The sequence below is a fragment of the Paenarthrobacter sp. NPDC057355 genome (assembly GCF_042667405.1).
In the GTDB taxonomy this organism is placed as follows: domain Bacteria; phylum Actinomycetota; class Actinomycetes; order Actinomycetales; family Micrococcaceae; genus Arthrobacter.
On the sequence record NZ_JBHVAL010000004.1, the window covers coordinates 103,535 to 126,758 of the forward strand.

The following is a 23,224-nucleotide window of genomic DNA, read 5'->3' on the forward strand; positions in this document are numbered from 1 at the left end:
CCAAGCATCGGAAGTAAATGTCGGTACTCGAATCCGCACAGGCGCTGGCTTTTGTGCTCCTGGTGGTTTTTCTGTCGTACATCCTGGTGATTCTGGTGCCCTTCCTCCGGCGCAAACCCGATCCCGAAGGTGATCCCGGCTCTTTCTCGTGGCACGTGTTCATTCCGTGCCGGGACGAAGAGGTGGTGATCGGCGAGACACTGGGATTGCTGCGGAAGCAATTTCCCGAAGCCCACGTCTGGGTTGTCGATGACGACAGCGACGACGCAACCGCGGATATTGTCGATACCGCTTCACTTCGGGATCCCATGATCCACCTGGTCCGCCGGCGTCGTCCGCTGGCACGCACCGGCAAAGGCGATGCACTCAACGCCGCCTACCGCACCCTGGACGGTTGGCTCCCGGCCGACGTCGACCGTTCTTCGGTGATCGTCCTGGTGGTCGACGCCGATGGTCACCTGGCTGACAACGCGTTCCGCCAGGCAGCTGGTCCCCTTGCATTCGGCGACCCTGAAGTCGGGGCCGCCCAAACCGCCGTCTGGATGTCCAACCTGCAGGACCCCTCGCTGGAGGGCGGCACCGGCCTGCAGCGGCTCAAGAAGTCCTTCGGGCGGTACCTGGTCCTCATGCAGGACATGGAATTCCGTACAACCATCGCGGCCATGCAGTCGCTAAGGCGCCACACGCTGACGGTCGGCCTGGGAGGCAACGGCCAGTTCACGCGGCTTTCGGCCCTGGATGTCATTGCCAAAACCTCCGGACAGCCATGGCATGGGGCATTGCTGGAAGACTACGAGCTCGCCATCCACATCATGCTCGGTGGCTACAAGACGGTCTACATGCATGACACGCATGTGGCACAGGAAGCGCTCCCGGACCTGCGCCGCCTCCTGACCCAGCGCACCCGTTGGTGCCACGGCGGCATGCAGTGCAGTGTGTACCTGAAGCGGATCTTCGAATCGCCCTACTTCAGCAACGTTGGCGCCATCGAATCCAGCTACTTCCTGGTCCAGCCGTTCATCCAGATTCTTGGCCTGGTCCTGTGGCCCACGCTCTTCATCACCATGGTGGCGCAGGGTTCGCTGACCATGGGCAGCTTCGGCGCGTGGATCAGCGCGGCCTGGTTCATCATTCCCTTGATCTTTGCCACGGGCGTACTGCCCTTCGCGTTGTGGGGACTGGTGTACCGGAAGCAGGTCGCGCCCGAGAAGAACTTCATGCTCGGCGTGCTCTGGGGCTTCGGCTACTGGCTCTACATGTACCAGAACTACATCACGGTGCTGAGGGCCACCTACCGCCTCATCACAGGCCGGCAAGGCTGGGCCAAGACCCGCCGCAACCAGGAAGCCGACGTCAAACTCCTAGCGAAGGAAGCGTAGTGGTTATGAGCGCCGAAGCCGGCAACATCAGCATCCCCTCAGGACCCCGGGCAATCCCCGTGCGGAAGGCACGCGGTGGTGGCCTCATCGGGCTGGTCTTCCTTGCTGCTGCAGCAGCAGCGATGCTGCAGCAGGAACACATCCGGTCCGCCGAAGCCTGGCTTATGTCCGTAATTTTCGACGGCGTACTCGGCGGCACATCCTACAGCGTGGATGACATCATTTTCCACAACGTGGGCGGTGGCCAGCCGTTCGCCCTGCAAGTGACAGGACTGTGCTCCAGCGCGGTCCTGCTCGCCCCGATCGCGGGCCTGGCCGGAATCTTTTTCCTGATGGGACGCATCCCCGTGTCCCGGCTCATGCCTGCAGCAATCATTGCGCTGGCCATTGTGTGCATCAGCAACGCCACCCGCTATTTCATGATCGCAGCGGCCCAACAAAGCTGGGGCCAGCAGGGTTTTGACCTCATGCACCACTTCCTGGGTTCTTTCGTGGTGATTTTCGGGTTCGTGGCCGCCATCATCGTCCTGGTCCGGGCCGCCGTCGTCCGCAAGGGCCGCCCGGCCACCCGAGGCAAGGGCCGGCGTGCGTCGTCGTAACCCGTTCCGCGAAGCGGCCATCATGGCCGCTGTTGTTCTGATTTCAACGCTGTCAGCCTGTGACCAACCCCAACCAGGCGTGGACACGGCCAATCCGGAAACCGGGCTGTGCCACGTGGTTCCATCACCGGAGGAATACGACGCGGGCAGCGAATCCAGGCCGCCGGTGCCCTGCAGCGAACGGCACACCACGCAGACGTTCCTGGTCACAACGTTCCCTGAACCCCTGGCCAGCCAGGCAGCGCGCCCCAATCAGCAGCAGCTCAAGGCCGCCGGCAGGAGAGTGTGCACCACTGAGGAGCTGCGTAGCTATCTCTCAGCGTCCACCCGGGATGCAACCACCCGACTGACGGTCACCAGCTACTTCCCAAGCCGTGACGCATGGGCAGCAGGTGCCCGGTCGGTTCGATGCGACGTCGCTCTGACGGACCAGCACGGAACACCCCAGGAGACGGGCCTTGACCTCGCGGGTGCGCTGGCTGGACCGAACTCCGCAGTGGTACGGCTCTGCTACCGGCAGGAACTCAAAGATGGCGTCCTTTCCGAGGACGGAGCGGATGTTCCGTGCTCGGAACCCCACACCGCTGAAGACGTCAGCGCCTGGGTTGCGCAGGACGCCTCGCTGGCAACACCCGAGGCCCGGGAAGCACGCTGCCTTCCCTACGCACTGGAGTTCCTCAAGAGTGACAAGCTGCCCGCAGGCGTCAGCGTCCACCCCATCATCCGTACAGTGGGCACCGCCCGAACCATCCGGTGCGCGGTGGCCCCTGCGGACCTTCAAACACCCGGCCAGCCCGTGGCCCTGACGACGGGAAGCCTGGCACCTGTGCGCGTGCCCGGGACCGGGGGAGTGACAAGCAATGGTTGAGCAAGCAAACGGAAACGCGACCGGGCTTCGTGAGCGCACGGCCGAACCCCGGGAAGTGTTCGCCCCTGCCCCGGTTCGAGGCCGGGAACGGAGCAAAGCCCGGCCCGTAAGCAGTGCGGCCCGGTATCTTGCCAGGACCTTCGGACCCGGGGCTTTGCACCTGGGACCCCTTCCCGGGGTGGCCCTGATCGCGGGGCTGGTGTCGGCAGCCATCATGATGGTGCGGCTGCTGATTCCGGAACCCGTAGGCATGGGCGACCAAGGCGACGGGCACAGCCTGGTGTGCTCCCTGGGAGTGATGAACCAGCGGCCCTGGGACTACGCAGAGTTCACGAAATACCTTTACCCCAGCTGGGTTCCCCACACGTTCTACGGCGAAGGCTGCGGGGCCACCGGCACCGGAGAAAGCTACTATTCCTCCCAACTGCTTTTCCTGTGGCTGGGCAAGCTGTTGACCCCCTTGCTGGGCTGGGGGGAGGGGCTGGATACCCGGGCTGTGGGCATCGTCTGCTGTGCAGTATTCGGGCTGCTGATCGCGGCCCTGGTCAACGTACTGCCGGGCCGGGCCTTGTTCCGCGTGCTGATCGCCGGACTGGTGACGGCCGTGATGGCGGACGGCATCTTTGCTGACTTTTTCATCTCGCCGTACAGCGAGGCCGCGGCCTTCCCGGGAATCCTGGCCGTGTCCGTGGCACTGCTCCACTACTGGAATGGACGTGGACCGCGATGGCTGGCTGTGCTGCTGGTTGTCCTTGCCACAGTGTTCACTGTTGCGGCCAAAACCGAGATGGTCTCGTGGTTGCCCATCATAGCCTTGGCGCTTCTCTGGCAGCCCTTGCGGCGCGACCCCACAGATGGGGATGCCACGGCTGAAGGTGACGCGACCGCCGTCGAGCCCCATCCGGCTCCCACCCGGCGTCCGCGCCGGTGGACATGGTTGCTGCCCGCGACGGCGATCCTGGTCATCGCTGCGTTCTCGGCAGGCTTCATCAACGCCCAGCCCAAAAGGTTCTCCGAGGTGAACCTTTACAACGCTGTTTTCGTGGAGCTTCTCCCGTACAGCCCCACCCCCGAAGCCGACCTCCAATGGCTGGGGTTGGACGGCAGTTTCATCAACGCCATGGACACTACCGTGGACTCGACGCGCTCGGCCGTGCACAACCCGCTCTACCACCAGTTCCAAGAGAAGATCAGCCTGGGCACCATCGCCGGCTTCTACGCGACGCATCCCGAACGGCTCATCACCATGGGTGAACGGGGGATCGCCGCCATGCTGACACCTGAGCTGGGCTACGTTGGCTCCTACCTTGAAGGAACCGGCCATGGACCCTACGAAAAGGAACGGCGTTTCCCTGTGGTCCTGGGTCTGTTCAGCGCCGTGAAAGCCGCGCCAGTGGCCTTTGTCGGGATGCAACTGGTGACTCTGCTGCTGGGCCTGGCCGTTGCCTTCCGGAAACGGAGCGCCGTGGGCCGCTTGGCTGTGGTCATGGTGCTCGGATGCTGGTTCCAGTTCTGGGCTGTCATGCTCAACGGTGGGCAGTCGGAGATCTACAAAAACATGATTGTCGCCGGGTTCATGGCAGCACTGTGCGGCCCGCTGTTGGTTGCGGTGATCAGCCTGCTTGCCTCCGACCCAAGGAAGGTGTCCGCGGGCAAGCGCAGGGGCCGGCGGGCAAAGGCGGAGCGGGGTTCAGCCGATCCAGCCGTCGGTGGTTAGCTGCTTGCGGAGGCTGATCACATTGCCGACTTTGACGCCAGCCGTGGTGTAGCGCTGCCTTATTCTGTGCAGATGGGCCTTAACGGTCTGTTCGCTGATGCCCATGGCATCGGCCACCCCGCGCAGGGGCAGGGGATCGCTACCCAGGTAGAGTTCGGCGAGACGTTGCTCGCGCGGTGAAAGCCTGACGCGCTCCGTGGCGCTGTTCTCCAGCTTGCCCACGGCATCAGGATGCACGTACTCCTGTCCGCATGCAGCCGCACGGACGGCCGACTCCGTGTGCTCGGGTCCTGCCGTTTTCGGAATGTAGCCCAAGGCTCCGGCGGAGCGGACAGCGTCGGCATCCCAGGGGTCCAGGGCCGTGGCCAGAACCACAACCCGTAAGCCCGTCTGGTCAAGATGACGGACTGCAGGGACAAGGTCCGCGCGGTGGTCAAGGGTTCCCAGGACCGCCACGGTCGCGGAAAGGCTGGTCCATGCGTCCTCCTGGAGATGGGTTGGAACAGCGGTGAAGCTGGCCGCGACCACGAGGTCGGGCGCATTGCGGCGCAGCCACGCGTCCAGGGTGTCAATCATCAATTGGTGCCGTTCCACCACCACCAGCCTCGTCACCATAGCTTGGGTGCCTTTACGTGGACCATCACGCTGGCTCCGCCCGGGTCTGTATGTACCCGCGGTGCACCCAGCGACTCGACCTCACTCCACAGGGCAGGGGTGCACCGCGCGGGATCGAGGTTGGTCACTCTCCACGTGATCAGCACCAGTTCCCCCATGCCAGGCTCCACATAGATGTGCAGCCTGCCGGGTTCCCCGGCGCCTTCTTGCCCAGGACGGGGGAGGGGCGTGGCGAGCAGCATGGTCACCGAGAGAAACGCGGGGCGCTGTGCCTGCGGTATACGTTGCAGGAGGTCCGGCTGTGCAGCCACTGAAATCCTGGAATCCAGACCCGCCAAGACCAACGACTCCTTGAACCAGTTGCTGCTCTGCACAACCATCAACTGTGAACGCAACCTCGATGCCAGCCGTTGTGCTTCCTCCGCCAGATCCGGCGAGAGTCCAAGGGCTTCGCTTCGGGCCGCCTTGGCGAAGAGCTCCTGGATCTGCAGGTGCGTGGCTGACAACTCCCGGGTGCGGGCCGAATCGAGGGTGTCCGCTTGATGCGTCAGCGCTGCCAGGGCCTGGGAGACATGCCGGGCCATCTGTTCCTCCATCCGGCTCCGGATTCCAACCACGATCAACACTCCCAGGAGTCCGGGGACCATGGTGATGAAGAAAATCAACAAGCCCTCCCCGGAGCCCAATCTGGGGGTGATGGCGTAGTAAGTGCTGCTCAGCAGGGAGTTGGCTGCGCAAAGAAGCATGAATCCCAGCAGGTCCCACCGCAGGCACACGAGGAAGACCAAAGCAGTGCCCAGCATGACGTTGAAGGCGAGCGCGAGGTAGCCCGAGGACAACGTCACCACGTGGGCAGTCATGACGCCCGAGCCAATGGAGGTAGCAAGCCAGAGCAAGCGCAACAGCGGAAGCTTACGCCGGGCGGTTGTGGGGGCCGATGCCAGGACGGCCAGCACGCAGCCGGCCAGGTCGAAGGCGACCGCTGCAAGCCGTGAATCATCCAGATTGGTCCCGTCCAAGGACCCCACCTGCGTCACCGCCGAGAATATCCACAGCGTCACGCTGGCCGTTACCAGGACACCCCGGGACAGGAAAAGGGGCCCGGTCACAGCGCCGGGAGCCTCCGGGCAGACGCGGCTCATGCTGCCTCTACTTCGAGGACCACCGTGGTTCCACGTCCCGGCGTCGACAACAGCCTGGCCCTTCCGCCTACCTGGGCCATTCGCTCAACCACCGAATGCCTCACCCCGAAACTCTCCGGTGGGAGGGACTCGGAATCGAAGCCGCACCCGGCATCGCTGACCAGTACGGACACCACGGGACCGGTTCGGGAGATAAGCACATCCACGTGGTCGCTTCCGGCGTGCCGGGCAGCGTTGACCATGCATTCGCAGGCTGCGTCGGCCACAGCCAGCACGATGTCCGGGGGCAGCGTCCCGCCCTCACCGAAAACCTCCACAGAAAAGCCGTCCCGGCTGTATTGGCGGGCACGCGCCTTCAGCAAGGAGGCCACCTCGGTGACAGCGGAAGGCTCGACGACGGCCAGGCGGCCGCCGGCATGGGCCGTCACCTGCCCAGCGTCCCCCGCAGAAGTTGTCCCAACGTTGCCGACGTTCCGGCTGGACGGACCGCCGTCGTCGTAAGGCTCCGTGGTGATCATTCCCCGGACGTCTTGGGGCGCAACACCGGCACCGCCTCTGGCCAGGAGGGTCAGTCCCCTGAGGACGGTGTCATGGATATGCCGCGCATCCTGGGACGCGGCGCGGATTCTGTCCCGGGCAACTGCCTGGGCAGCCAGGGACTCCGCTTTTACGGCCTGGTCGCGCAGATAGACATCCAAGGCCCTGGGGACGGAATGCCGGATGGCGAGCATGATGAGCCAGAATCCAAGGAGGATCAAGAATGTTGTGGGTCCGAGGCGGTGGGTCATTGATGTCGCTACGGTATGCCCGAAAACCAGGATGCCCAGCAGCCCGGTAAAGACCCCCGACTGCCATGTGCCGCGCAAGGACAATGCGACCGTGGAGCTGGCACCGATGAGCAGGCTGTGCGCCAAGAGCAGCGAGTCCGAATCCTGACGGTAACTGACACCTGCCAGCAGCTCTGACAAAATGATCAGCGCGGCTACGATCACCAGCCGAAGCGGCCAGACATCGGTCACCAGCATCAGCACGAAGCAAAGCACCAGCACAATTACGATTGCCCAGGCCAAGGCCCGGTGCCACAACGGTCCATCCATGATCGGGAACATGTACAGCCACGAGGCCGCAACGAAAACAAAACCCACCACTGTCCCGGACCGGGCCAGCAGATCCGAGCGCTCCAAGGTCGCCCGGCAACCTGCCAGCCTCGTTATCCATGCCCCCATGAATGTCTCCCCAAAACCTGTCATCGGAATAAGATGACCACTTAGGCAGCATCATATGTGGGGAGGACCAGTTTAAATGCGATACCCGGTGTCCCAACCCACTATTGAGGTGGACATCGTGGAAGACCATGCGGTCCTGCTGGAAGGGCTCTCGCAGTGGCTCCTGGACAACACCACGGGTATCCGCGTTGTGGGCCGGTACACGTCGTGGGCCGAAGCCGCCGCCCGCCTGGGCGCTTTGTCCGACGTCGTTATCCTCGATGTCCTCCTTGGCGACCAAGTGCCGCTGCGGGCCAAAATCCAGGCGATCCTTTCGACCGGCCCCCAGGTTGTGGTCTGCAGTTCTGTCGTGGACCCGGCTGTGATCCGCCAGGCCATGGCGGCCGGTGCCTTGGCCTACATTCCCAAAACTGCCTCGGCCAGCGTGGTGGAGGATGCGCTCAGGTGTGCAGCGCAGGGTACGCAATACGTGACCCCTGAAGTCTCTGAGGCCATGGCCGCCGGGCTGGGGGAGCCGCAATTGTCGGCGCGGGAACACCAAGTGGTGTCGGTGTACCTCGGGGGAGCGGCGGGGACCATGGCTGAGACCGCCCAATTGCTGGGCATTTCAGTGGACGGCGTGAAGAAACACCTCGCCTCGGTGCGGCGGAAGTTCCAGGACGGTCCGGAGCCTCTGACGAGGTTGGGGCTGCGTGAACGGCTCACCGCCGGCGGGTGGTTGCTGGAGGAGCCCCGGCGGTAGCAGGGCTGTGGGGCGCGGCTGGCAGGCCGGGCTGTGGACGCACTGCCCTATAGTGTCGGGGGCACCGCCTAGACTGGTAGGCACCATGGATATGTTGTTTGACCCCTACGCAGACGGACCCTTCAAAGCTGGAACCAAAGCCGCAGTCAAGGCTGCCCCGGAGTTTTCACGCTCAGGTGGCGGTCCTTCGGGCGCCCGTTTGCAGGAAGGGGGCGGGGAAGATTCTCCGGCCTCGGGGGGATGGGGCAACCCGAACACGTCCGGACTCCCTTCCGCGGATGCCCTGCTTCAAGGGCTGAACCCGCAGCAGGAAGAAGCCGTCAAGCACGCCGGAAGTCCGCTGCTTATCGTGGCCGGTGCGGGCTCCGGCAAAACCCGCGTGCTCAGTAACCGGATCGCCTACCTGATAGCCACCAAGCGTGCCCACCACGGCGAAATCCTGGCCATCACCTTCACCAACAAAGCGGCAGCGGAGATGCGGGAGCGCATCGAAGCCTTGGTGGGGGCACGGGCCAAGGGCATGTGGATCTCGACCTTCCACTCATCCTGCGTGCGCATCCTTCGGCGCGAGGCCGCCAATGTGGGGTTGAATTCAAACTTCTCCATCTACGACTCCGCCGACTCCCTGCGCCTGATCACGCTCGTGGCGAAGAACCTGGACCTCGACCCCAAGAAGTTCGCCCCGAAGGCCATCCAGCACAAGATCTCCGCGCTTAAGAACGAGCTCATCGACGCCGATTCCTACTCATCTTCGGCGAACTACAACGATCCCTTTGAGCAGGCCGTGGCAGAGGTCTTCAAGGGCTACGCCCAGCGGCTGCGCCAAGCCAACGCCATGGATTTCGATGACCTCATCGCCGAAACCGTCTACATGTTCCGGGCCTTCCCGGCGCTCGCGGAGTCTTACCGCCGGCGCTTCCGCCATGTCCTGGTGGACGAGTACCAGGACACCAACCACGCCCAGTACGCGCTGGTCCGGGAAATTGTCGGGCTCGGTACCGATACGGACGTCCAGCCCAGCGAACTCACAGTGGTGGGCGACTCCGACCAGTCCATTTACGCCTTCCGCGGGGCGGACATCAGGAACATCGTGGAGTTCGAGGCCGACTACCCGAACGCGCGGACCATCAAGCTGGAGCAAAACTACCGCTCCACCCAGAACATCCTCAGCGCGGCGAACTCCGTGATCTCCCGCAACCCCAACCGCCAGGAAAAGCGGTTGTGGACCGCCGAAGGCGATGGCGAAAAGATCATCGGTTACGTCGGGGAGAACGAGCACGACGAAGCCCAGTTCATTGCCAAGGAAATCGACCGGCTGCAGGACGAGGAAGGCCTTCGTCCGGGAGACGTTGCGATCTTCTACCGGACCAACGCCCAGTCGCGGTCCATTGAAGACGTCCTGGTCCGGGTAGGCCTGCCGTACAAAGTGGTGGGTGGCACCCGCTTCTACGAACGCAAGGAAATCAAGGACGCTTTGGCGTACCTGCGCGTCCTGGTGAACCCGGACGACGACGTCAACCTCCGCCGCGTGCTGAACGAACCCAAACGCGGAATCGGTGACCGTGCCGAAGGTGCCGTTGCCGCCCTTGCCGAGCGCGAACGCACGTCCTTCATGGCCGCTGCCCGTCGAGCGGACCAGGCGCCCGGCATGGCCACACGCTCGGTCAATGCTGTCCTGGGCTTTGTAAAGCTGCTCGATGACCTCGCTGAAGTTGCCGCAGGCTCCGGCGCCGCGGCAGCACTCGAAGCCGTACTCGAGCAAACGGGATACCTTGCCGGCCTGCGCGCCAGTACGGATCCGCAGGACGAATCCCGCGTGGAGAACCTGGCCGAACTGGTGGCAGTGGTCCGCGAGTACGAACGCGACAACCCCGACGGTTCACTGGGCGAATTCCTGGAGCAGGTTTCTTTGGTGGCAGATGCCGATCAGATACCGGACGCACCGGGCGCCGACATTGACGCGGCGGTGGCAGAGGCCAAGCGCATGGGAGTTGTCACGCTGATGACCCTCCACACTGCCAAGGGCCTGGAGTTCCCGGTGGTGTTTCTCACGGGCATGGAGCACGGGATCTTCCCGCACCAGCGTTCGGCCACGGACCCCAAGGAACTCGCCGAAGAGCGACGCCTGGCCTATGTGGGGCTCACCCGCGCCCGCAAGCGACTTTACGTCACGCGCTCGGAGGTCCGGAGCATGTGGGGCCAGAGCCAATACAACCCGGCCAGCCAATTCCTGGAAGAGATTCCGTCGGAGCTGGTGGAGTGGAAGCGCGAAGGAATGAGCAGGCAAGCGGGCGGCTGGGGCAGCGCTCCCATCGGGTCCAACCGCTATGGTGGTTCATTCTGGGGTGCCGGCACCTCCCGGGGCGCCGCTGCAAGCCCAACCGCAGGCTTCGACGCGGACGTACCTGCCGCCGTCGCACGCAACAGGGTGCAGCCGCAAAAGGAAGTCATTTCCGTCGCGGTGGGGGACAAGGTCAACCACACGAGTTTCGGCAACGGCGTGGTGTTGGGCGTCGAAGGCGCGGGAGACAAGACGGTGGCCAAGGTGAAGTTCGACGTCGGCGAGAAACGCCTGCTGTTGCGTTACGCGCCGCTGACCAAACTTGATGCGTGAAGCAGCACGGCATAATTGGTGGCATGCGACGCACAGTGTGGGGGATCCTGGCCGCTTTGCTCCTGGTTTTGGTGTCGGGTTGTTCCTTCGCCACGAAGGACCCCGACTACGTTCCGCCTGCGCCGTTGCCGCCGCTGGAGCAACTGCAGCAGGTTCCGGTCTCTGAACAGACCACCTTGTCCGCGGGCGAGGACGTTACCGCCTTCATCGCAGCGGACCGGAATATTGTGTGTGCCATGACGTCGTCACGGGGCGGACACCTCAACCTGCCCTACGAGGCCAACTCCTACTCGGATGCAGCCAACAACAAATTCGCGATCGTGCCAGTGGTGCACTGCGAGCTTGCCGCGTACGCCAAGCCTGAGCTTGATGACATGGTGGACGACTGCGCCGGAACCGGCCTGGGCTACCTCGGCGGTACTGCACTCCTGACTCCGGACAAGGCTGTGTATGGCTCGTGTCGCTCCGGCGTAACACAAATGGAGTCGGAGTTCGGGCCCAAGGGCAGTCGCAACGGTCCCATCTCCAAGCTTCGCGAGTTGGCCGACGGGCAGAACATCGAACGCAACGGGCTCCGGTGCTCCGCGTACAACGGAGGCGTTGCCTGCGGAAACGTCTCAGGCGGCGTGGCGTTCTTCGTCAGCCGCAAGGGGTACCAGCTGGTTTCCGACGGCGGCAAGACGGTCAGTGGGACCCTCAAGGAAGGCTTCTGATCACCATTACGGGGCTGTCGGGGAAGCTAAAATCCGCGTCATCCTGCGGGTTTTCTACATGCGATAGAAGTGTAAGGTTACTCACTTAACAGGTAGTGTGTAGCTGGCGGGACTCCTCAAAGGGCTAAAGTTCCGAGAGGACCTTACGCAATGTGACCGGCTTCAATCCTGGTTGTTACCGCGTACTTTCCGCAGCTGGCTATCGCGGTCATCGCGGTTCCCGGCTGAACAGAAAACTACTTCGACGTAGAAGGACACTAAACCGTGGACCTGTTTGAATATCAGGCGCGCGATATGTTCGAAGCGCACGGTGTACCCGTGCTCGCCGGCATCGTGGCGCACACTCCTGAAGAAGCGAAGGCAGCTGCCGAGAAGATCGGTGGCGTTACTGTCGTCAAGGCACAGGTTAAGGTCGGTGGCCGCGGCAAGGCTGGCGGCGTGAAGGTTGCCAAGTCCGCTGATGAGGCGCTTGAGCACGCAACCAACATCCTGGGCATGGACATCAAGGGCCACACCGTCAACAAGGTGATGATCGCCCAGGGTGCCGATATTGCCGAAGAATTCTACTTCTCGGTCCTCCTCGACCGTGCGAACCGCAACTACCTGGCCATGTGCTCGGTTGAAGGTGGCATGGAGATCGAGCAGCTGGCTGTGGAGCGCCCCGAGGCCCTGGCCAAGATCGCAATCGACCCCGCCGTGGGCATCGACCAGGCGAAGGCTGACGAGATCGTTGAAGCTGCAGGCTTCGCTGAAGAACTGCGCGGCAAAGTCGCCGACGTAATTCTGAAGCTCTGGGACGTCTTCAAGAAGGAAGACGCCACGCTCGTTGAGGTCAACCCGCTGGTCCGTACCGGTGCCGGTGACATTGTTGCCCTTGACGGCAAGGTTTCCCTGGACGAGAACGCTGACTTCCGCCACGTTCACCACAGTGAGCTGGAGGACAAGGACGCAGCTGACCCGCTCGAGGCCAAGGCCAAGGCGCAGGACCTCAACTACGTCAAGCTGGACGGCGAAGTAGGCATCATCGGCAACGGCGCCGGTCTTGTGATGTCCACCCTCGACGTCGTTGCTTACGCCGGCGAGAACCACGGCAACGTAAAGCCCGCCAACTTCCTGGACATCGGTGGTGGAGCTTCCGCCGAGGTCATGGCCAACGGCCTGGACGTCATCCTGGGCGACTCCCAGGTCAAGAGCGTCTTCGTCAACGTCTTCGGTGGCATCACCGCTTGTGACGCCGTGGCGAAGGGCATCGTGGGTGCACTTGCCGAGCTTGGTTCGTCCGCGAACAAGCCGCTGGTAGTTCGCCTCGACGGCAACAACGTCGAGGAAGGCCGCCGCATCCTGACCGAGGCCAACCACCCGCTGGTTACCCTGGCCGCCACCATGGACGAGGGCGCCGACAAGGCCGCCGAGCTCGCCAACGCAGCTAAGTAAAGGGACGCGAGAATGTCTATCTACCTCAACAAAGACTCCAAGGTCATCGTTCAGGGCATCACTGGCGGCGAGGGCACCAAGCACACCGCGCTGATGCTCAAGGCCGGCACCAACATTGTTGGTGGCGTGAACGCCCGCAAGGCCGGCACCACGGTCCTGCACGGCGACAAGGAAATCAACGTCTTCGGCACCGTCAAGGAAGCCATCGCTGAAACCGGCGCAGACGTCTCCATCGTCTTCGTTCCGCCGGCATTCACCAAGGACGCCGTCGTTGAAGCCATCGAAGCCGGCATCGGCCTCGTAGTGGTCATCACCGAAGGTGTTCCGGTTCAGGACTCCGCCGAATTCTGGGCTCTCGCCCAGTCCAAGGTGGACGCTGACGGCAAGCAGATCACCCGCATCATCGGACCGAACTGCCCCGGCATCATCACCCCGGGCGAAGCCCTGGTTGGCATCACCCCGGCAAACATCACGGGCAAGGGCCCCATCGGCCTTGTGTCCAAGTCCGGTACCTTGACCTACCAGATGATGTACGAACTCCGCGACCTCGGTTTCTCCACCGCGATCGGCATCGGTGGCGACCCCATCATCGGCACCACGCACATCGACGCCCTGGCTGCGTTCGAAGCTGACCCGGAGACCAAGGCAATCGTCATGATCGGTGAGATCGGTGGCGACGCTGAAGAGCGTGCAGCCGACTTCATCAAGGCCAACGTCACCAAGCCGGTTGTCGGCTACGTGGCAGGCTTCACGGCTCCCGAAGGCAAGACCATGGGCCACGCAGGTGCCATCGTCTCCGGTTCCGCTGGTACCGCACAGGCCAAGAAGGAAGCCCTCGAGGCTGCAGGCGTGAAGGTCGGCAAGACGCCGTCCGAGACCGCTACGCTGCTGCGCGAGGTTTTCGCAGCGCTCTAAGCTCCACTGCAAGTACGACGGCGGCCCGTCACCTTTCCAACGAAAGGTGGCGGGCCGCCGTCGTGCTTAGCCTTTGTTGTGGGGCCTGTTGTGTGGGCTATTCGTGTGTCTTGGGGCGCAGAGTGGGCCTCGCAATGTGGGTTCGTCCGTTGTGGGGCCTGTTGTGCGGGCTATTCGTGTGTCTTGCGGCGCAGAGTGGGCCTCGCAACGCTCGAACAAAGTCCCGTCGCGAGCTTCCGGCGGGACTTTGTTGTATGCAGAACCCGGCAAGTTTGTTAGTATGTCAGGACAAACTAAATTCTGGAGGTTGCAATGCCGCTTGTTCGAATCGACGTCAATCAAGGCCGTTCGCCCGAGGAGCTGACAGCCCTTAGCCGCACCGTCCATGACGCGATCGTCGCTGAGTACGAAATTCCCGCGCGCGACTATTTCCATATCCTCACGGAGCATCCCCAAGGGCAGATCGTCGCCCAGGATGCAGGGCTCGGATTCGAGCGGACCTCCGGGGTGGTGATGATCCAGATCTTCACCCAGGAGGGCCGCAGTCAGGTGGCCAAGAGTTCGCTCTTCGAAGCCATCGCAGCGGGCCTGGCCGGGGTTGGGGTGGCCGGGGAGGATGTCTTCGTGGGCTACGTGGAAAACACTGCAGGCGACTGGTCCTTCGGCTTCGGCCGCAGCCAATACGTCACTGGGGAACTGGCTGTTCCGAGTAACTAAATCCAAGCTGTGTCATGTTGTAAATATGTCAGTACAAACCTTTGACAGGACATGAGATCTGGTGCAAAGTAGTCATGTGGCCCCGCTCACTGGGGGGTGGCAAGGCATTGGGGCCCAGCGCTCAAAGAGTTCACAAGAGAAAGGTCAACGATCACCGTGACCCACGAACTGCTCACGATCGGGCGCATCAGCGTTGATATCTACCCGAACGACATCGGAGTGGATCTGGAGGACGTGACGTCCTTCGGTAAATACCTCGGAGGTTCGCCTTCCAATGTTGCCGTTGCTGCCGCCCGCCATGGCCGCCGTGCCGGCGTAATCACCCGTACTGGCGACGACGCCTTCGGAAAATACCTGCACCGCGAACTGCACAAGTTCAATGTTGACGATTCCTTCGTCTCGCCGGTAACCCAATACCCGACGGCGGTGACGTTCTGTGCGATCAAGCCCGCTACGGACGAATTCCCGCTGTACTTCTACGGTCGCTTTCCCACGGCGCCCGACCTGCAGATCAAGGCCGAAGAACTGGACCTGGATGCCATCCGGGAGGCCGGCATCTTCTGGTCCACCGTCACCGGCCTGTGCCAGGAGCCGAGCCGGAGCGCGCATATCGCCGCACACCAGGCCCGGCCCCGGACCGGCCTGAAGCCGGGCCAGTTCACCATCCTCGACCTCGACTACCGCCCGATGTTCTGGACCTCCGAAGAAGAGGCCCGCGCCGAGGTCGCCAAGATCCTCCCGCACGTCACCGTTGCGATCGGCAATGACAAGGAATGCGCCGTGGCCGTAGGGGAGGGCACCCCTGATGAGCAGGCAGACCGCCTGCTGGCCGCCGGCGTCGAGATCGCCGTCGTGAAGCTCGGCGCGGAAGGCGTCATGGCCAAGACCCGTACGGAGCGGGTGGTTTCGGCTCCGGTACCGGTTGAAACCGTCAACGGACTGGGCGCCGGTGACTCCTTCGGGGGTGCCTTCTGCCACGGACTGCTCTCCGGCTGGCCGCTGTCCGAAGTCCTGGATTACGCGAACGCCTCCGGTGCCATCGTCGCCTCCCGCCTCTCTTGCGCGGATGCGATGCCGACGCCGGAGGAGGTCACCTCGCTGCTGGCCGAGCGCGGACGTCCTGTCCCGGGCGCAACCGCGGCCGAAGCCCCCATTGCAGAAGGAGCAGTGCGTTGAGCCTCAACGATGACCCCCGCCGCTATGAACACTTGAGCCGTATCCGGCTTGAGGATCCGGAGGCCGTGGCCCGCGCAGCTGCCACCCGCCGTCGTCATCCCGGCCTGAAGCATGGGGTGCAGAACTTCATTGTCGCCGCCGACCATCCCGCCCGCGGGGCCCTCGCTGTCGGCTCCGAGCCGATGGCGATGGCCGACCGCCGCGACCTGTTGGACCGCCTGCAGATCGCCTTGGCCAACCCCGCCGTTGACGGCATCCTGGCCTCGCCCGACATCATGGACGACCTCCTGCTCCTCGGGGCCCTTGAAGGCAAACTGGTGTTCGGTTCCATGAACCGTGGCGGACTCGCCGGCCTGGTCAATGAGTTCGACGATCGCTTCACCGGCCACACGGCAGCCGCGCTGGAAGCCCTGGGTGCAGACGGCGGCAAAATGCTGACCCGTATCTGCCTGGGCGATCCCGACACCGTGGCCACCCTCGAAGCCACAGCCAAGGCCATCGATTCCCTGGCCGAGCGCAAGCTCATCGCCATGGTTGAACCCTTCCTGTCCGTCCGGGATTCGCACGGCAAGGTTCGCAACGACCTCCGCGCCGACGCCGTGATCAAGTCGGTCGGCATCGCGGAGGGCCTTGGCTCCACCAGCGCCTACACCTGGATGAAACTGCCGGTGGTTGCCGAGATGGAGCGCGTCATGGCCTCCACCACGTTGCCTACCGTGCTGCTGGGCGGCGACCCGGATGGCAGCCAGGACGAGGTGTTTGCTTCGTGGCAGGCCGCGCTCGCCCTCCCCGGTGTCCAGGGCCTCACTGTCGGGCGCACCTTGCTTTACCCGCACGACGGCGATGTCGCCGGTGCCGTAGCGACGGCCGCCTCGCTACTGAACAACACAGCGCCCGTGGCAGCTGATGCTGCCGGGCACACCACGTCAGACCGTATCCCCGTGAAAGTATCGGAGTAGCTACCAATGGGAACAGCAACCCGTCGGATGACCGTGGCGCAGGCCGTGGTCGAGTTCCTGTCCAAGCAGTACACCGTCGATTCTGTGGGCGGCAAGGACTTCCGTGAGCGCCTGATTCCGGGCACGTTCGGTATTTTCGGGCACGGGAACGTGGCCGGTGTGGGCCAGGCGCTGAAGCAGTACCAGGCCGCGGACCCGTCCATCATGCCGTACTACCAAGGCCGCAACGAGCAGGCGCAGGTCCACCAGGCCGTGGGCTATGCCCGGCACACGCGGCGCCGCCAGACGTTCGCGATCAGCACCTCGATTGGTCCGGGCTCCTCGAACCTGCTGACCGGTGCCGCGCTGGCCACCACCAACCGGCTGCCGGTCCTACTGCTGCCTTCGGACACGTTCGCTACCCGTGCCGCCGACCCCGTGCTGCAGCAACTCGAGCAGCCATATGCCTACGACATCACGGTGAACGATGCGTTCCGTCCGCTCTCGAAGTTCTTTGACCGGGTGTCCCGTCCGGAGCAGTTGTTCTCCGCTTTCCACCACGGACTGCGCGTGCTGACGGACCCGGCCGAGACCGGTGCCGTCACCATCTCGCTGCCGCAGGACGTCCAAGCCGAAGCGTTCGACGTGCCGGAGGAATTCCTCGCGGAGCGCGAATGGCGGATCCGCCGTCCGGAGGCCGAGGATGACGACATCCGCCGCGCCGTCGAGGCAATCCGTGCCGCCAAGCGCCCGTTGATCATCGCCGGCGGCGGTGTCCTGTACGCCTACGCGAACGAGGAACTGGCAAAGTTCGCCGAACTCTCCGGCATCCCCGTGGGCAATACCCAGGCAGGCGTCGGCGTCCTTCCGTGGGACCACAAGTTCTCCCTCGGCGCCATCGGTTCAACCGGTACGACGGCGGCAAACGCCATTGCTGCCGAAGCGGACCTGATCATCGGGATCGGCACGCGCTACGAAGACTTCACAACCGCATCCCGTACGGCGTTCCAGAACCCGGACGTGAAGTTCGTGAACATCAATGTCGCGCCGATCGACGCGTACAAGCACGGCACTACGCTGCCGATCGTCGCTGATGCCCGCAAGGCGCTGGTGAAGCTGAACCAGGCCCTGGGCGGCTACCGCGTGGGTGCTGACTTGGAAGAGAAGGTCGCGGCGGAAAAGAAGCGCTGGAACGCGATCGTGGATGAGGCCTTCGAAACGCGCTTCACCCCGTTGCCGGCGCAGAACGAGATCATCGGCGCGACGAACAAGGCGATGGACGATCACGACGTCGTCATCTGCGCTGCGGGTTCGCTCCCGGGCGACCTCCACAAGATGTGGCGCGTCCGGGACCCGTTCGGTTACCACGTCGAATACGCCTACTCCTGCATGGGCTACGAAATCCCCGGCGGCCTGGGCGTGAAGCGCGCAGCGCTGGCCGAAGCCGCCGCCGGTGGCGTGGACAGGGACGTGGTGGTCATGGTGGGGGACGGCTCCTACCTGATGATGCACACCGAACTGGTCACCGCCGTCGCTGAACGCATCAAACTGATCGTGGTCCTGATCCAGAACCACGGCTACGCCTCCATCGGTTCCCTGTCCGAGTCCCTCGGCTCGCAGCGCTTCGGAACGCAGTACCGGGTTCTGGACAAGGAGCAGCACAGTTTCGACGCCGGTGAGAACCTGCCCATCGACCTCGCCACCAACGCCGAATCGCTGGGCGCCAAGGTTATCCGGATCGAACCGGGCGAGAATGTCATCGAGTCCCTCGGTGCCGCAATCAAGGAAGCCAAAGCCGCCCCGGAAACCGGCCCGATCGTAATCCACGTCGAATCCGACCCCCTGCTGGACGCACCGTCCTCCGAGTCCTGGTGGGACGTTCCCGTCTCAGCCGTGTCGGAGCTGGAATCCACGCAGCAGGCCTACAAGACGTACACAGACCACAAGAGCCGCCAGCGCAAGCTGCTCGGCTGAACCCAAAACCCCGCCCCAAGAGCAATAAGACGAGGAAGTCCGCAGATGTCGACGACGACCACTTTGACCACCATCAACCACTTCATCAACGGCGCCGAGTCCGCCGGCGAGGGTGACCGCACCCAGCCGGTGTACAACCCGGCCACCGGACAGATCACTGCCGAGCTGCGCCTGGCCAACGAGAACGACCTGAACACCACGGTGGCGGCTGCCCGCAAAGCCGCTGATACCTGGGGCGACATTTCCCTGGCCAAGCGCACAGCGGTGTTGTTCAAGTTCCGCGAACTCGTCGCCGCACACGTCGATGAACTCGCCGAACTGATCACCGCCGAGCACGGCAAGGTCCTCTCTGATGCCAAGGGCGAGATCGGCCGTGGCCTGGAAGTCATCGAGTTTGCCTGCGGCATCCCGTCCCTGCTCAAGGGCGACTACTCGGACCAGGTTTCCACCGGCATCGATGTCTTCTCCTTCCGCGAGCCGCTCGGTGTGGTGGCCGGTATTACCCCGTTCAACTTCCCGGTGATGGTTCCGTTGTGGATGGCCCCGATGGCCATTGCCACCGGTAATGCGTTCATCCTCAAGCCCTCGGAGCGGGACCCCTCCCCGTCGCTGCTGCTGGCTCGCTTGTGGCAGGAAGCCGGCCTGCCCGACGGCGTGTTCCAGGTCCTGCACGGCGGCAAGGAAACCGTCGATGGCCTGCTGACCCACCCCGACGTGGACGGCATCAGCTTTGTTGGGTCCACGCCGATCGCCCAGTACGTCCACGAAACCGCCACCAAGCACGGCAAAAGGGTCCAGGCGTTGGGTGGGGCGAAGAACCACGCGATCGTGCTCCCTGACGCTGACCTGGACAACGCCGCGGACCACCTCGCGGCCGCAGCGTTCGGCTCGGCCGGTGAGCGGTGCATGGCAATTTCTGTTGCTGTCGCCGTCGGAGACGCCGCCGACTTGCTGGTGAAGAAGGTTCAAGAGCGTGCCCTGGCTGTGAAGGTCAACAACGGCACCGAACCTGGCGCCGAAATGGGCCCGGTCATCACCCCGGCCTCGAAGGAACGCATCCTCCGGATCGTCACCGAAGCCGAAGCCGCCGGGGCCGCGATGGTGGTGGACGGCCGCGACCTCGTGGTCCCGGGCCATGAAGAAGGCTTCTGGGTGGGCCCGACCGTGATCGATCACGTCAAGACCGAAATGACCGCTTACCGGGAGGAGATCTTCGGGCCCGTGCTGGTGGTGGTCCGCGTCGATACCCTGGAAGAGGGCATCGCGTTGATCAACTCCAACCCGTACGGCAACGGCACCGCGATCTTCACCTCCTCCGGGGCAGCGGCCCGGAAGTTCCAGCGCTCCGTCACTGTGGGCATGATCGGCATCAACGTTCCCCTGCCCGTCCCGGTGGCTTACCACTCCTTCGGTGGCTGGAAGGCTTCACTCTTCGGCGACAAGCACATCTACGGCCCCGAAGGCGTCTCCTTCTACACCCGCGGCAAAGTCATCACCTCCCGCTGGCCCGAAACCCACCACGCCTCCGGTGCCTCCTACAACTTCCCCTCCAACTGACCCGCTGCAGAGAAAAGACACCGCTGTCATGACTGAAGTCGAGAACAAGCTCATCATTGGCACCGCCCCTGACTCCTGGGGCGTGTGGTTCCCCGATGACCCCAAACAGACACCCTGGGAGCGCTTCCTGGACGAGGTTGCCGAGTCCGGCTACAAATGGATCGAGCTCGGACCCTACGGCTACCTGCCGAACGACCCCACCCGCCTCGCCGAAGAACTCAAGCAGCGTGACCTGAAGGTCACCGCGGGCACAGTCTTCACCGCATTCCACCGCGGCGCCAAGCAGTACGACGAAGCCTGGGAACCGGCCCGCAAAGTAGCCGAACTCACGGCTGCCATGGGCGGCGAGCACATCGTGGTCATTCCGGCCATGTGGCGGGACGATGTCACGGGCGAGGCCGTGGAAAACGGTGAACTCAGCGATGAGCAGTGGTCAGACCTCTTCGCCGGCCACAACCGCATGGGTAAGGTCCTGTTGGAGGACTTCGGCCTGCACCAGCAGTTCCACTCCCATGCCGATTCCCACGTTGGCGCCCAGAAGGACATCGAGACCCTCCTGGCGGCGACGGATCCCGAGTACCTGAACCTATGCCTGGACACCGGCCACGCCGAGTACTGCGGGGCTTCGAGCCTGGAACTCATCAAGAACTACCCGGACCGCATCGGCTACCTGCATCTGAAGCAGATCAACCCCGAGGTCCTGGCAGAAGTGAACGAAAAGAACATGACCTGGGCAGCCGCCAACCTGGCCGGTGTCATGACGGAGCCGCCGAACGGCCTTCCCGACCTGCGCGCAGTCATCGAAGCCGTGGAAGGGCTCAACCGGCCCATCTTCGGCATCGTGGAGCAGGACATGTACCCGGTGGCATTCGACGTGCCGATGCCCATCGCCAAGCGCACCCGCAACTACCTGCTCTCCTGCGGCTCCCGGACCCGTGTCCAGTAGCCCCGTGTCCAGTAGCAGCCCAACCACACCTCACCAAAGGACAGAAACAGTGACAAACACTCTCCGCGTTGCCGTCATCGGCGCAGGCCGCATGGGTGCGGACCACATCAAGCGCCTCAGCACGCGCATCCACGGCGCTGAAGTTGCCGCCGTCGTCGACGTTGACCTGGCCCGTGCCGAAGCCGCCATCGAGGGTATTGACGGCGCCGTTGCGCTGGTAAGCGCCGAGGAGGCACTCAACAACGGCGACGTGAACGCCGTCCTGATCGCCACTCCAGGGTTCCTCCACGAGGAAATCCTCTACAAGGCGCTGGAGAAGGATTTTCCGATTCTGTGCGAGAAGCCGCTGACACCGGACGCCGAAAGCTCCTGGAAGGTTGTCCAGGCAGAGCTTGCCCTGGGCCACAAGCGCATCCAGGTTGGCTTCATGCGCCGGTTCGACGCCGAGTACTCGGCTTTGGGTTCCATCATCCGCAACAGCGAGTTGGGGGAGTTGCTGATGCTGCACCACCAGCACCGTAACCCGAGCACGCCCGAGGGCTTCACCAACGAGATGCTGATCAACGACTCCGTGGTCCACGAGTTCGACGCCATCCGCTACTTCACGGGTGAGGAAATCACCTCGGTGCAGGTCCGTCTGGGCAAGCCGACGCGAAACGCTCCGAACGGCCAGCATGACCCACAGCACGTGCTGCTCGAAACCGAGTCCGGTGTACTGGCCGACGTCGAGATCTATGTCAACGCCAAGTTCGGCTACCAGGTGGCCACGCAGGCTTCCTTCGAGGACGGCATCGTGAGCATCGGTGGCGACTCGGGTCCGTACATCCAGACCGCGGGCAAGTGGGGCGGCAATGTCACCCCTGGTTTCGAGGACCGTTTTGGTGCGGCGTACGACGTCGAGGTGCAGGCTTGGGTGGATGCCGCGCTTCGCGGTGAAATCGGCGGGCCGACGGCTTGGGACGGTTACGCCACAGCAGCGTGCTGTGAGGCCGGCGTCGAGGCCCAGAAGTCCGGCGAGAAGGTCAAGGTGCAGTTGAACACCAAGCCGGATCTCTACAGCTAGGGGGCGTGGGCATGAAAATCGCACTTGATCCCACCCCGTTCCACCACAGTCACAGCCTGCTGGAGTTTCCTCGGGTGGCGGCCGACCTCGGTTACAAGTATCTGCAGATGACCCCGCATGCGGACCTCATTCCGTTCTTCAATCACCCCAAGGCTGATGACGAACTGGTGGGGAAGCTGAAGGCAGCGTGCAAGGATGCCGGCGTCGAAATCGCCTCCGTCCTGCCCGTGCTCCGCTGGTCGGGCCCGGACGAGGACGCCCGTGAGGCCGCGGTCCGTTACTGGAAGCGTGCCATCCAGATCGCCGTGGATTTGGGCGTGCAGACCATGAACACCGAGTTCAGCGGTCGCCCTGAGAAGGCCGAAGAGTCCGAGCGGGCCTTCTACCGCTCCATGGAAGAACTCCTGCCCATCATCGAGCGGGAGGGACTGGATGTGCTGATCGACCCGCATCCGGATGACTTCGTGGAGGACGGACTGGCTGCACTGCGCGTGATCCGTGGCGTGAACTCACCGAACATCGGCATGGTCTACGTTGCCTCGCACACCTTCCACATGGGCAACAAGCCGCTGGAAATCATGCGAGCCGCCGGAGACAAGCTGCGCCTGGTCCACGTCTCCGACACCATGAACCACCATGCTTCCCACGGCCTGCGCTACATCACCAACCCGCCGGGCAACGCGGTGCGGGTCCACCAGCACCTGAAGATCGGCGACGGCGACGTCAACTGGAACGAGTTCTTCGGTGGCCTCAAGGAGATCGGCTTCCTGGACAAGGCGAACACCGTGATGGTCTCTTCGGTCTTTGCAGAAGACGAGAATGCCGAGGAAGTCTCGCGCTACCAGCTCAAGACGATGACGGACTACATCGCCCAAGCCTAGAAACCTCG

General features: G+C 63.6%; 20 protein-coding genes. 17 read left to right on the plus strand and 3 right to left on the minus strand.

Going from position 1 to position 23,224, the window contains the following annotated elements; all coding sequences use genetic code 11:
- Nucleotides 1-17 precede the first annotated feature (17 nt).
- The 4 genes from ACFUOZ_RS07160 to ACFUOZ_RS07175 are packed head-to-tail and all read left to right on the plus strand — an operon-like array spanning nt 18 to nt 4,563.
- Entirely contained in the window at nt 18-1,379 is a 1,362-nt protein-coding gene (locus ACFUOZ_RS07160) for a glycosyltransferase (RefSeq protein WP_377546180.1), read from the plus strand.
- A 5-nt stretch (nt 1,380-1,384) separates the two neighbouring features.
- Nucleotides 1,385-1,978: an exosortase S gene (xrtS, locus tag ACFUOZ_RS07165; protein WP_377546182.1), complete on the plus strand. Its 594-nt coding sequence runs from the start codon at nt 1,385-1,387 to the stop codon at nt 1,976-1,978.
- Nucleotides 1,965-2,846 carry a septum formation family protein gene (locus ACFUOZ_RS07170; protein WP_377546184.1) on the plus strand — a complete coding sequence of 294 codons (882 nt, stop codon included), beginning with the start codon at nt 1,965-1,967 and terminating at the stop codon, nt 2,844-2,846. The genes xrtS and ACFUOZ_RS07170 overlap by 14 nt, the downstream gene beginning before the upstream one ends.
- The gene (locus ACFUOZ_RS07175) at nt 2,839-4,563 is read left to right on the plus strand and encodes a hypothetical protein (protein WP_377546186.1); all 1,725 of its coding nucleotides are present in this window, start codon (nt 2,839-2,841) and stop codon (nt 4,561-4,563) included. The genes ACFUOZ_RS07170 and ACFUOZ_RS07175 overlap by 8 nt, the downstream gene beginning before the upstream one ends.
- Here the strand turns inward: ACFUOZ_RS07175 and ACFUOZ_RS07180 are convergent.
- From ACFUOZ_RS07180 to ACFUOZ_RS07190, 3 genes are read right to left on the minus strand one after another with little or no spacing between them, the layout of a single operon-like run.
- A complete protein-coding gene (locus ACFUOZ_RS07180) occupies nt 4,537-5,178 on the minus strand; it encodes a hypothetical protein (RefSeq protein ID WP_377546188.1) in 642 nt (213 codons plus the stop codon). The two genes, ACFUOZ_RS07175 and ACFUOZ_RS07180, sit on opposite strands and share 27 nt — an antisense overlap.
- Nucleotides 5,172-6,320, minus strand: coding sequence for a hypothetical protein (locus tag ACFUOZ_RS07185; RefSeq protein WP_377546190.1), 1,149 nt, complete (start codon nt 6,318-6,320; stop codon nt 5,172-5,174). The genes ACFUOZ_RS07180 and ACFUOZ_RS07185 overlap by 7 nt, the downstream gene beginning before the upstream one ends.
- Entirely contained in the window at nt 6,317-7,546 is a 1,230-nt protein-coding gene (locus ACFUOZ_RS07190; protein WP_377546192.1) for a sensor histidine kinase, read from the minus strand. The genes ACFUOZ_RS07185 and ACFUOZ_RS07190 overlap by 4 nt, the downstream gene beginning before the upstream one ends.
- 88 nt (nt 7,547-7,634) lie before the next feature.
- Here ACFUOZ_RS07190 and ACFUOZ_RS07195 point away from each other — a divergent pair, with 88 nt between their 5' ends.
- The 13 genes from ACFUOZ_RS07195 (at nt 7,635) to ACFUOZ_RS07255 (ending at nt 23,216) form a co-directional block, all read left to right on the plus strand.
- Entirely contained in the window at nt 7,635-8,288 is a 654-nt protein-coding gene (locus ACFUOZ_RS07195; RefSeq protein ID WP_377546194.1) for a response regulator, read from the plus strand.
- A gap of 85 nt (nt 8,289-8,373) precedes the next feature.
- On the plus strand, nt 8,374-10,902 hold the full coding sequence (gene pcrA, locus ACFUOZ_RS07200; RefSeq protein WP_377546196.1) for a DNA helicase PcrA: 2,529 nt from the start codon (nt 8,374-8,376) through the stop codon (nt 10,900-10,902).
- A gap of 23 nt (nt 10,903-10,925) precedes the next feature.
- Nucleotides 10,926-11,615, plus strand: a complete 690-nt coding sequence (locus ACFUOZ_RS07205) for a hypothetical protein (RefSeq protein WP_377546198.1) — start codon at nt 10,926-10,928, stop codon at nt 11,613-11,615.
- Nucleotides 11,616-11,879: 264 nt separating this feature from the next.
- Nucleotides 11,880-13,049 (plus strand): ADP-forming succinate--CoA ligase subunit beta, encoded by a 1,170-nt coding sequence (gene sucC, locus ACFUOZ_RS07210; RefSeq protein ID WP_377546200.1) that lies wholly within the window; start codon nt 11,880-11,882, stop codon nt 13,047-13,049.
- A gap of 12 nt (nt 13,050-13,061) precedes the next feature.
- Complete coding sequence (gene sucD, locus ACFUOZ_RS07215; protein ID WP_377546201.1) at nt 13,062-13,964, plus strand: succinate--CoA ligase subunit alpha; 903 nt, start codon at nt 13,062-13,064, stop codon at nt 13,962-13,964.
- 312 nt (nt 13,965-14,276) lie between these two features.
- Nucleotides 14,277-14,681 carry a tautomerase family protein gene (locus ACFUOZ_RS07220; protein ID WP_377546203.1) on the plus strand — a complete coding sequence of 135 codons (405 nt, stop codon included), beginning with the start codon at nt 14,277-14,279 and terminating at the stop codon, nt 14,679-14,681.
- Between the two features lie 156 nt (nt 14,682-14,837).
- Complete coding sequence (gene iolC, locus ACFUOZ_RS07225) at nt 14,838-15,857, plus strand: 5-dehydro-2-deoxygluconokinase (RefSeq protein WP_377546205.1); 1,020 nt, start codon at nt 14,838-14,840, stop codon at nt 15,855-15,857.
- On the plus strand, nt 15,854-16,816 hold the full coding sequence (locus ACFUOZ_RS07230) for a deoxyribose-phosphate aldolase (protein WP_377546207.1): 963 nt from the start codon (nt 15,854-15,856) through the stop codon (nt 16,814-16,816). Before iolC ends, ACFUOZ_RS07230 begins: the two co-directional genes overlap by 4 nt.
- A gap of 6 nt (nt 16,817-16,822) precedes the next feature.
- A complete protein-coding gene (gene iolD / locus ACFUOZ_RS07235; RefSeq protein WP_377546209.1) occupies nt 16,823-18,769 on the plus strand; it encodes a 3D-(3,5/4)-trihydroxycyclohexane-1,2-dione acylhydrolase (decyclizing) in 1,947 nt (648 codons plus the stop codon).
- A gap of 45 nt (nt 18,770-18,814) precedes the next feature.
- A complete protein-coding gene (locus ACFUOZ_RS07240; RefSeq protein WP_377546210.1) occupies nt 18,815-20,326 on the plus strand; it encodes a CoA-acylating methylmalonate-semialdehyde dehydrogenase in 1,512 nt (503 codons plus the stop codon).
- Nucleotides 20,327-20,354: 28 nt separating this feature from the next.
- On the plus strand, nt 20,355-21,272 hold the full coding sequence (locus tag ACFUOZ_RS07245; RefSeq protein WP_377546212.1) for a sugar phosphate isomerase/epimerase family protein: 918 nt from the start codon (nt 20,355-20,357) through the stop codon (nt 21,270-21,272).
- Between the two features lie 49 nt (nt 21,273-21,321).
- The gene (locus ACFUOZ_RS07250) at nt 21,322-22,335 is read left to right on the plus strand and encodes a Gfo/Idh/MocA family protein (protein WP_377546214.1); all 1,014 of its coding nucleotides are present in this window, start codon (nt 21,322-21,324) and stop codon (nt 22,333-22,335) included.
- 11 nt (nt 22,336-22,346) lie between these two features.
- Nucleotides 22,347-23,216 (plus strand): sugar phosphate isomerase/epimerase family protein, encoded by an 870-nt coding sequence (locus tag ACFUOZ_RS07255; RefSeq protein WP_377546216.1) that lies wholly within the window; start codon nt 22,347-22,349, stop codon nt 23,214-23,216.
- Nucleotides 23,217-23,224: the final 8 nt, after the last annotated feature.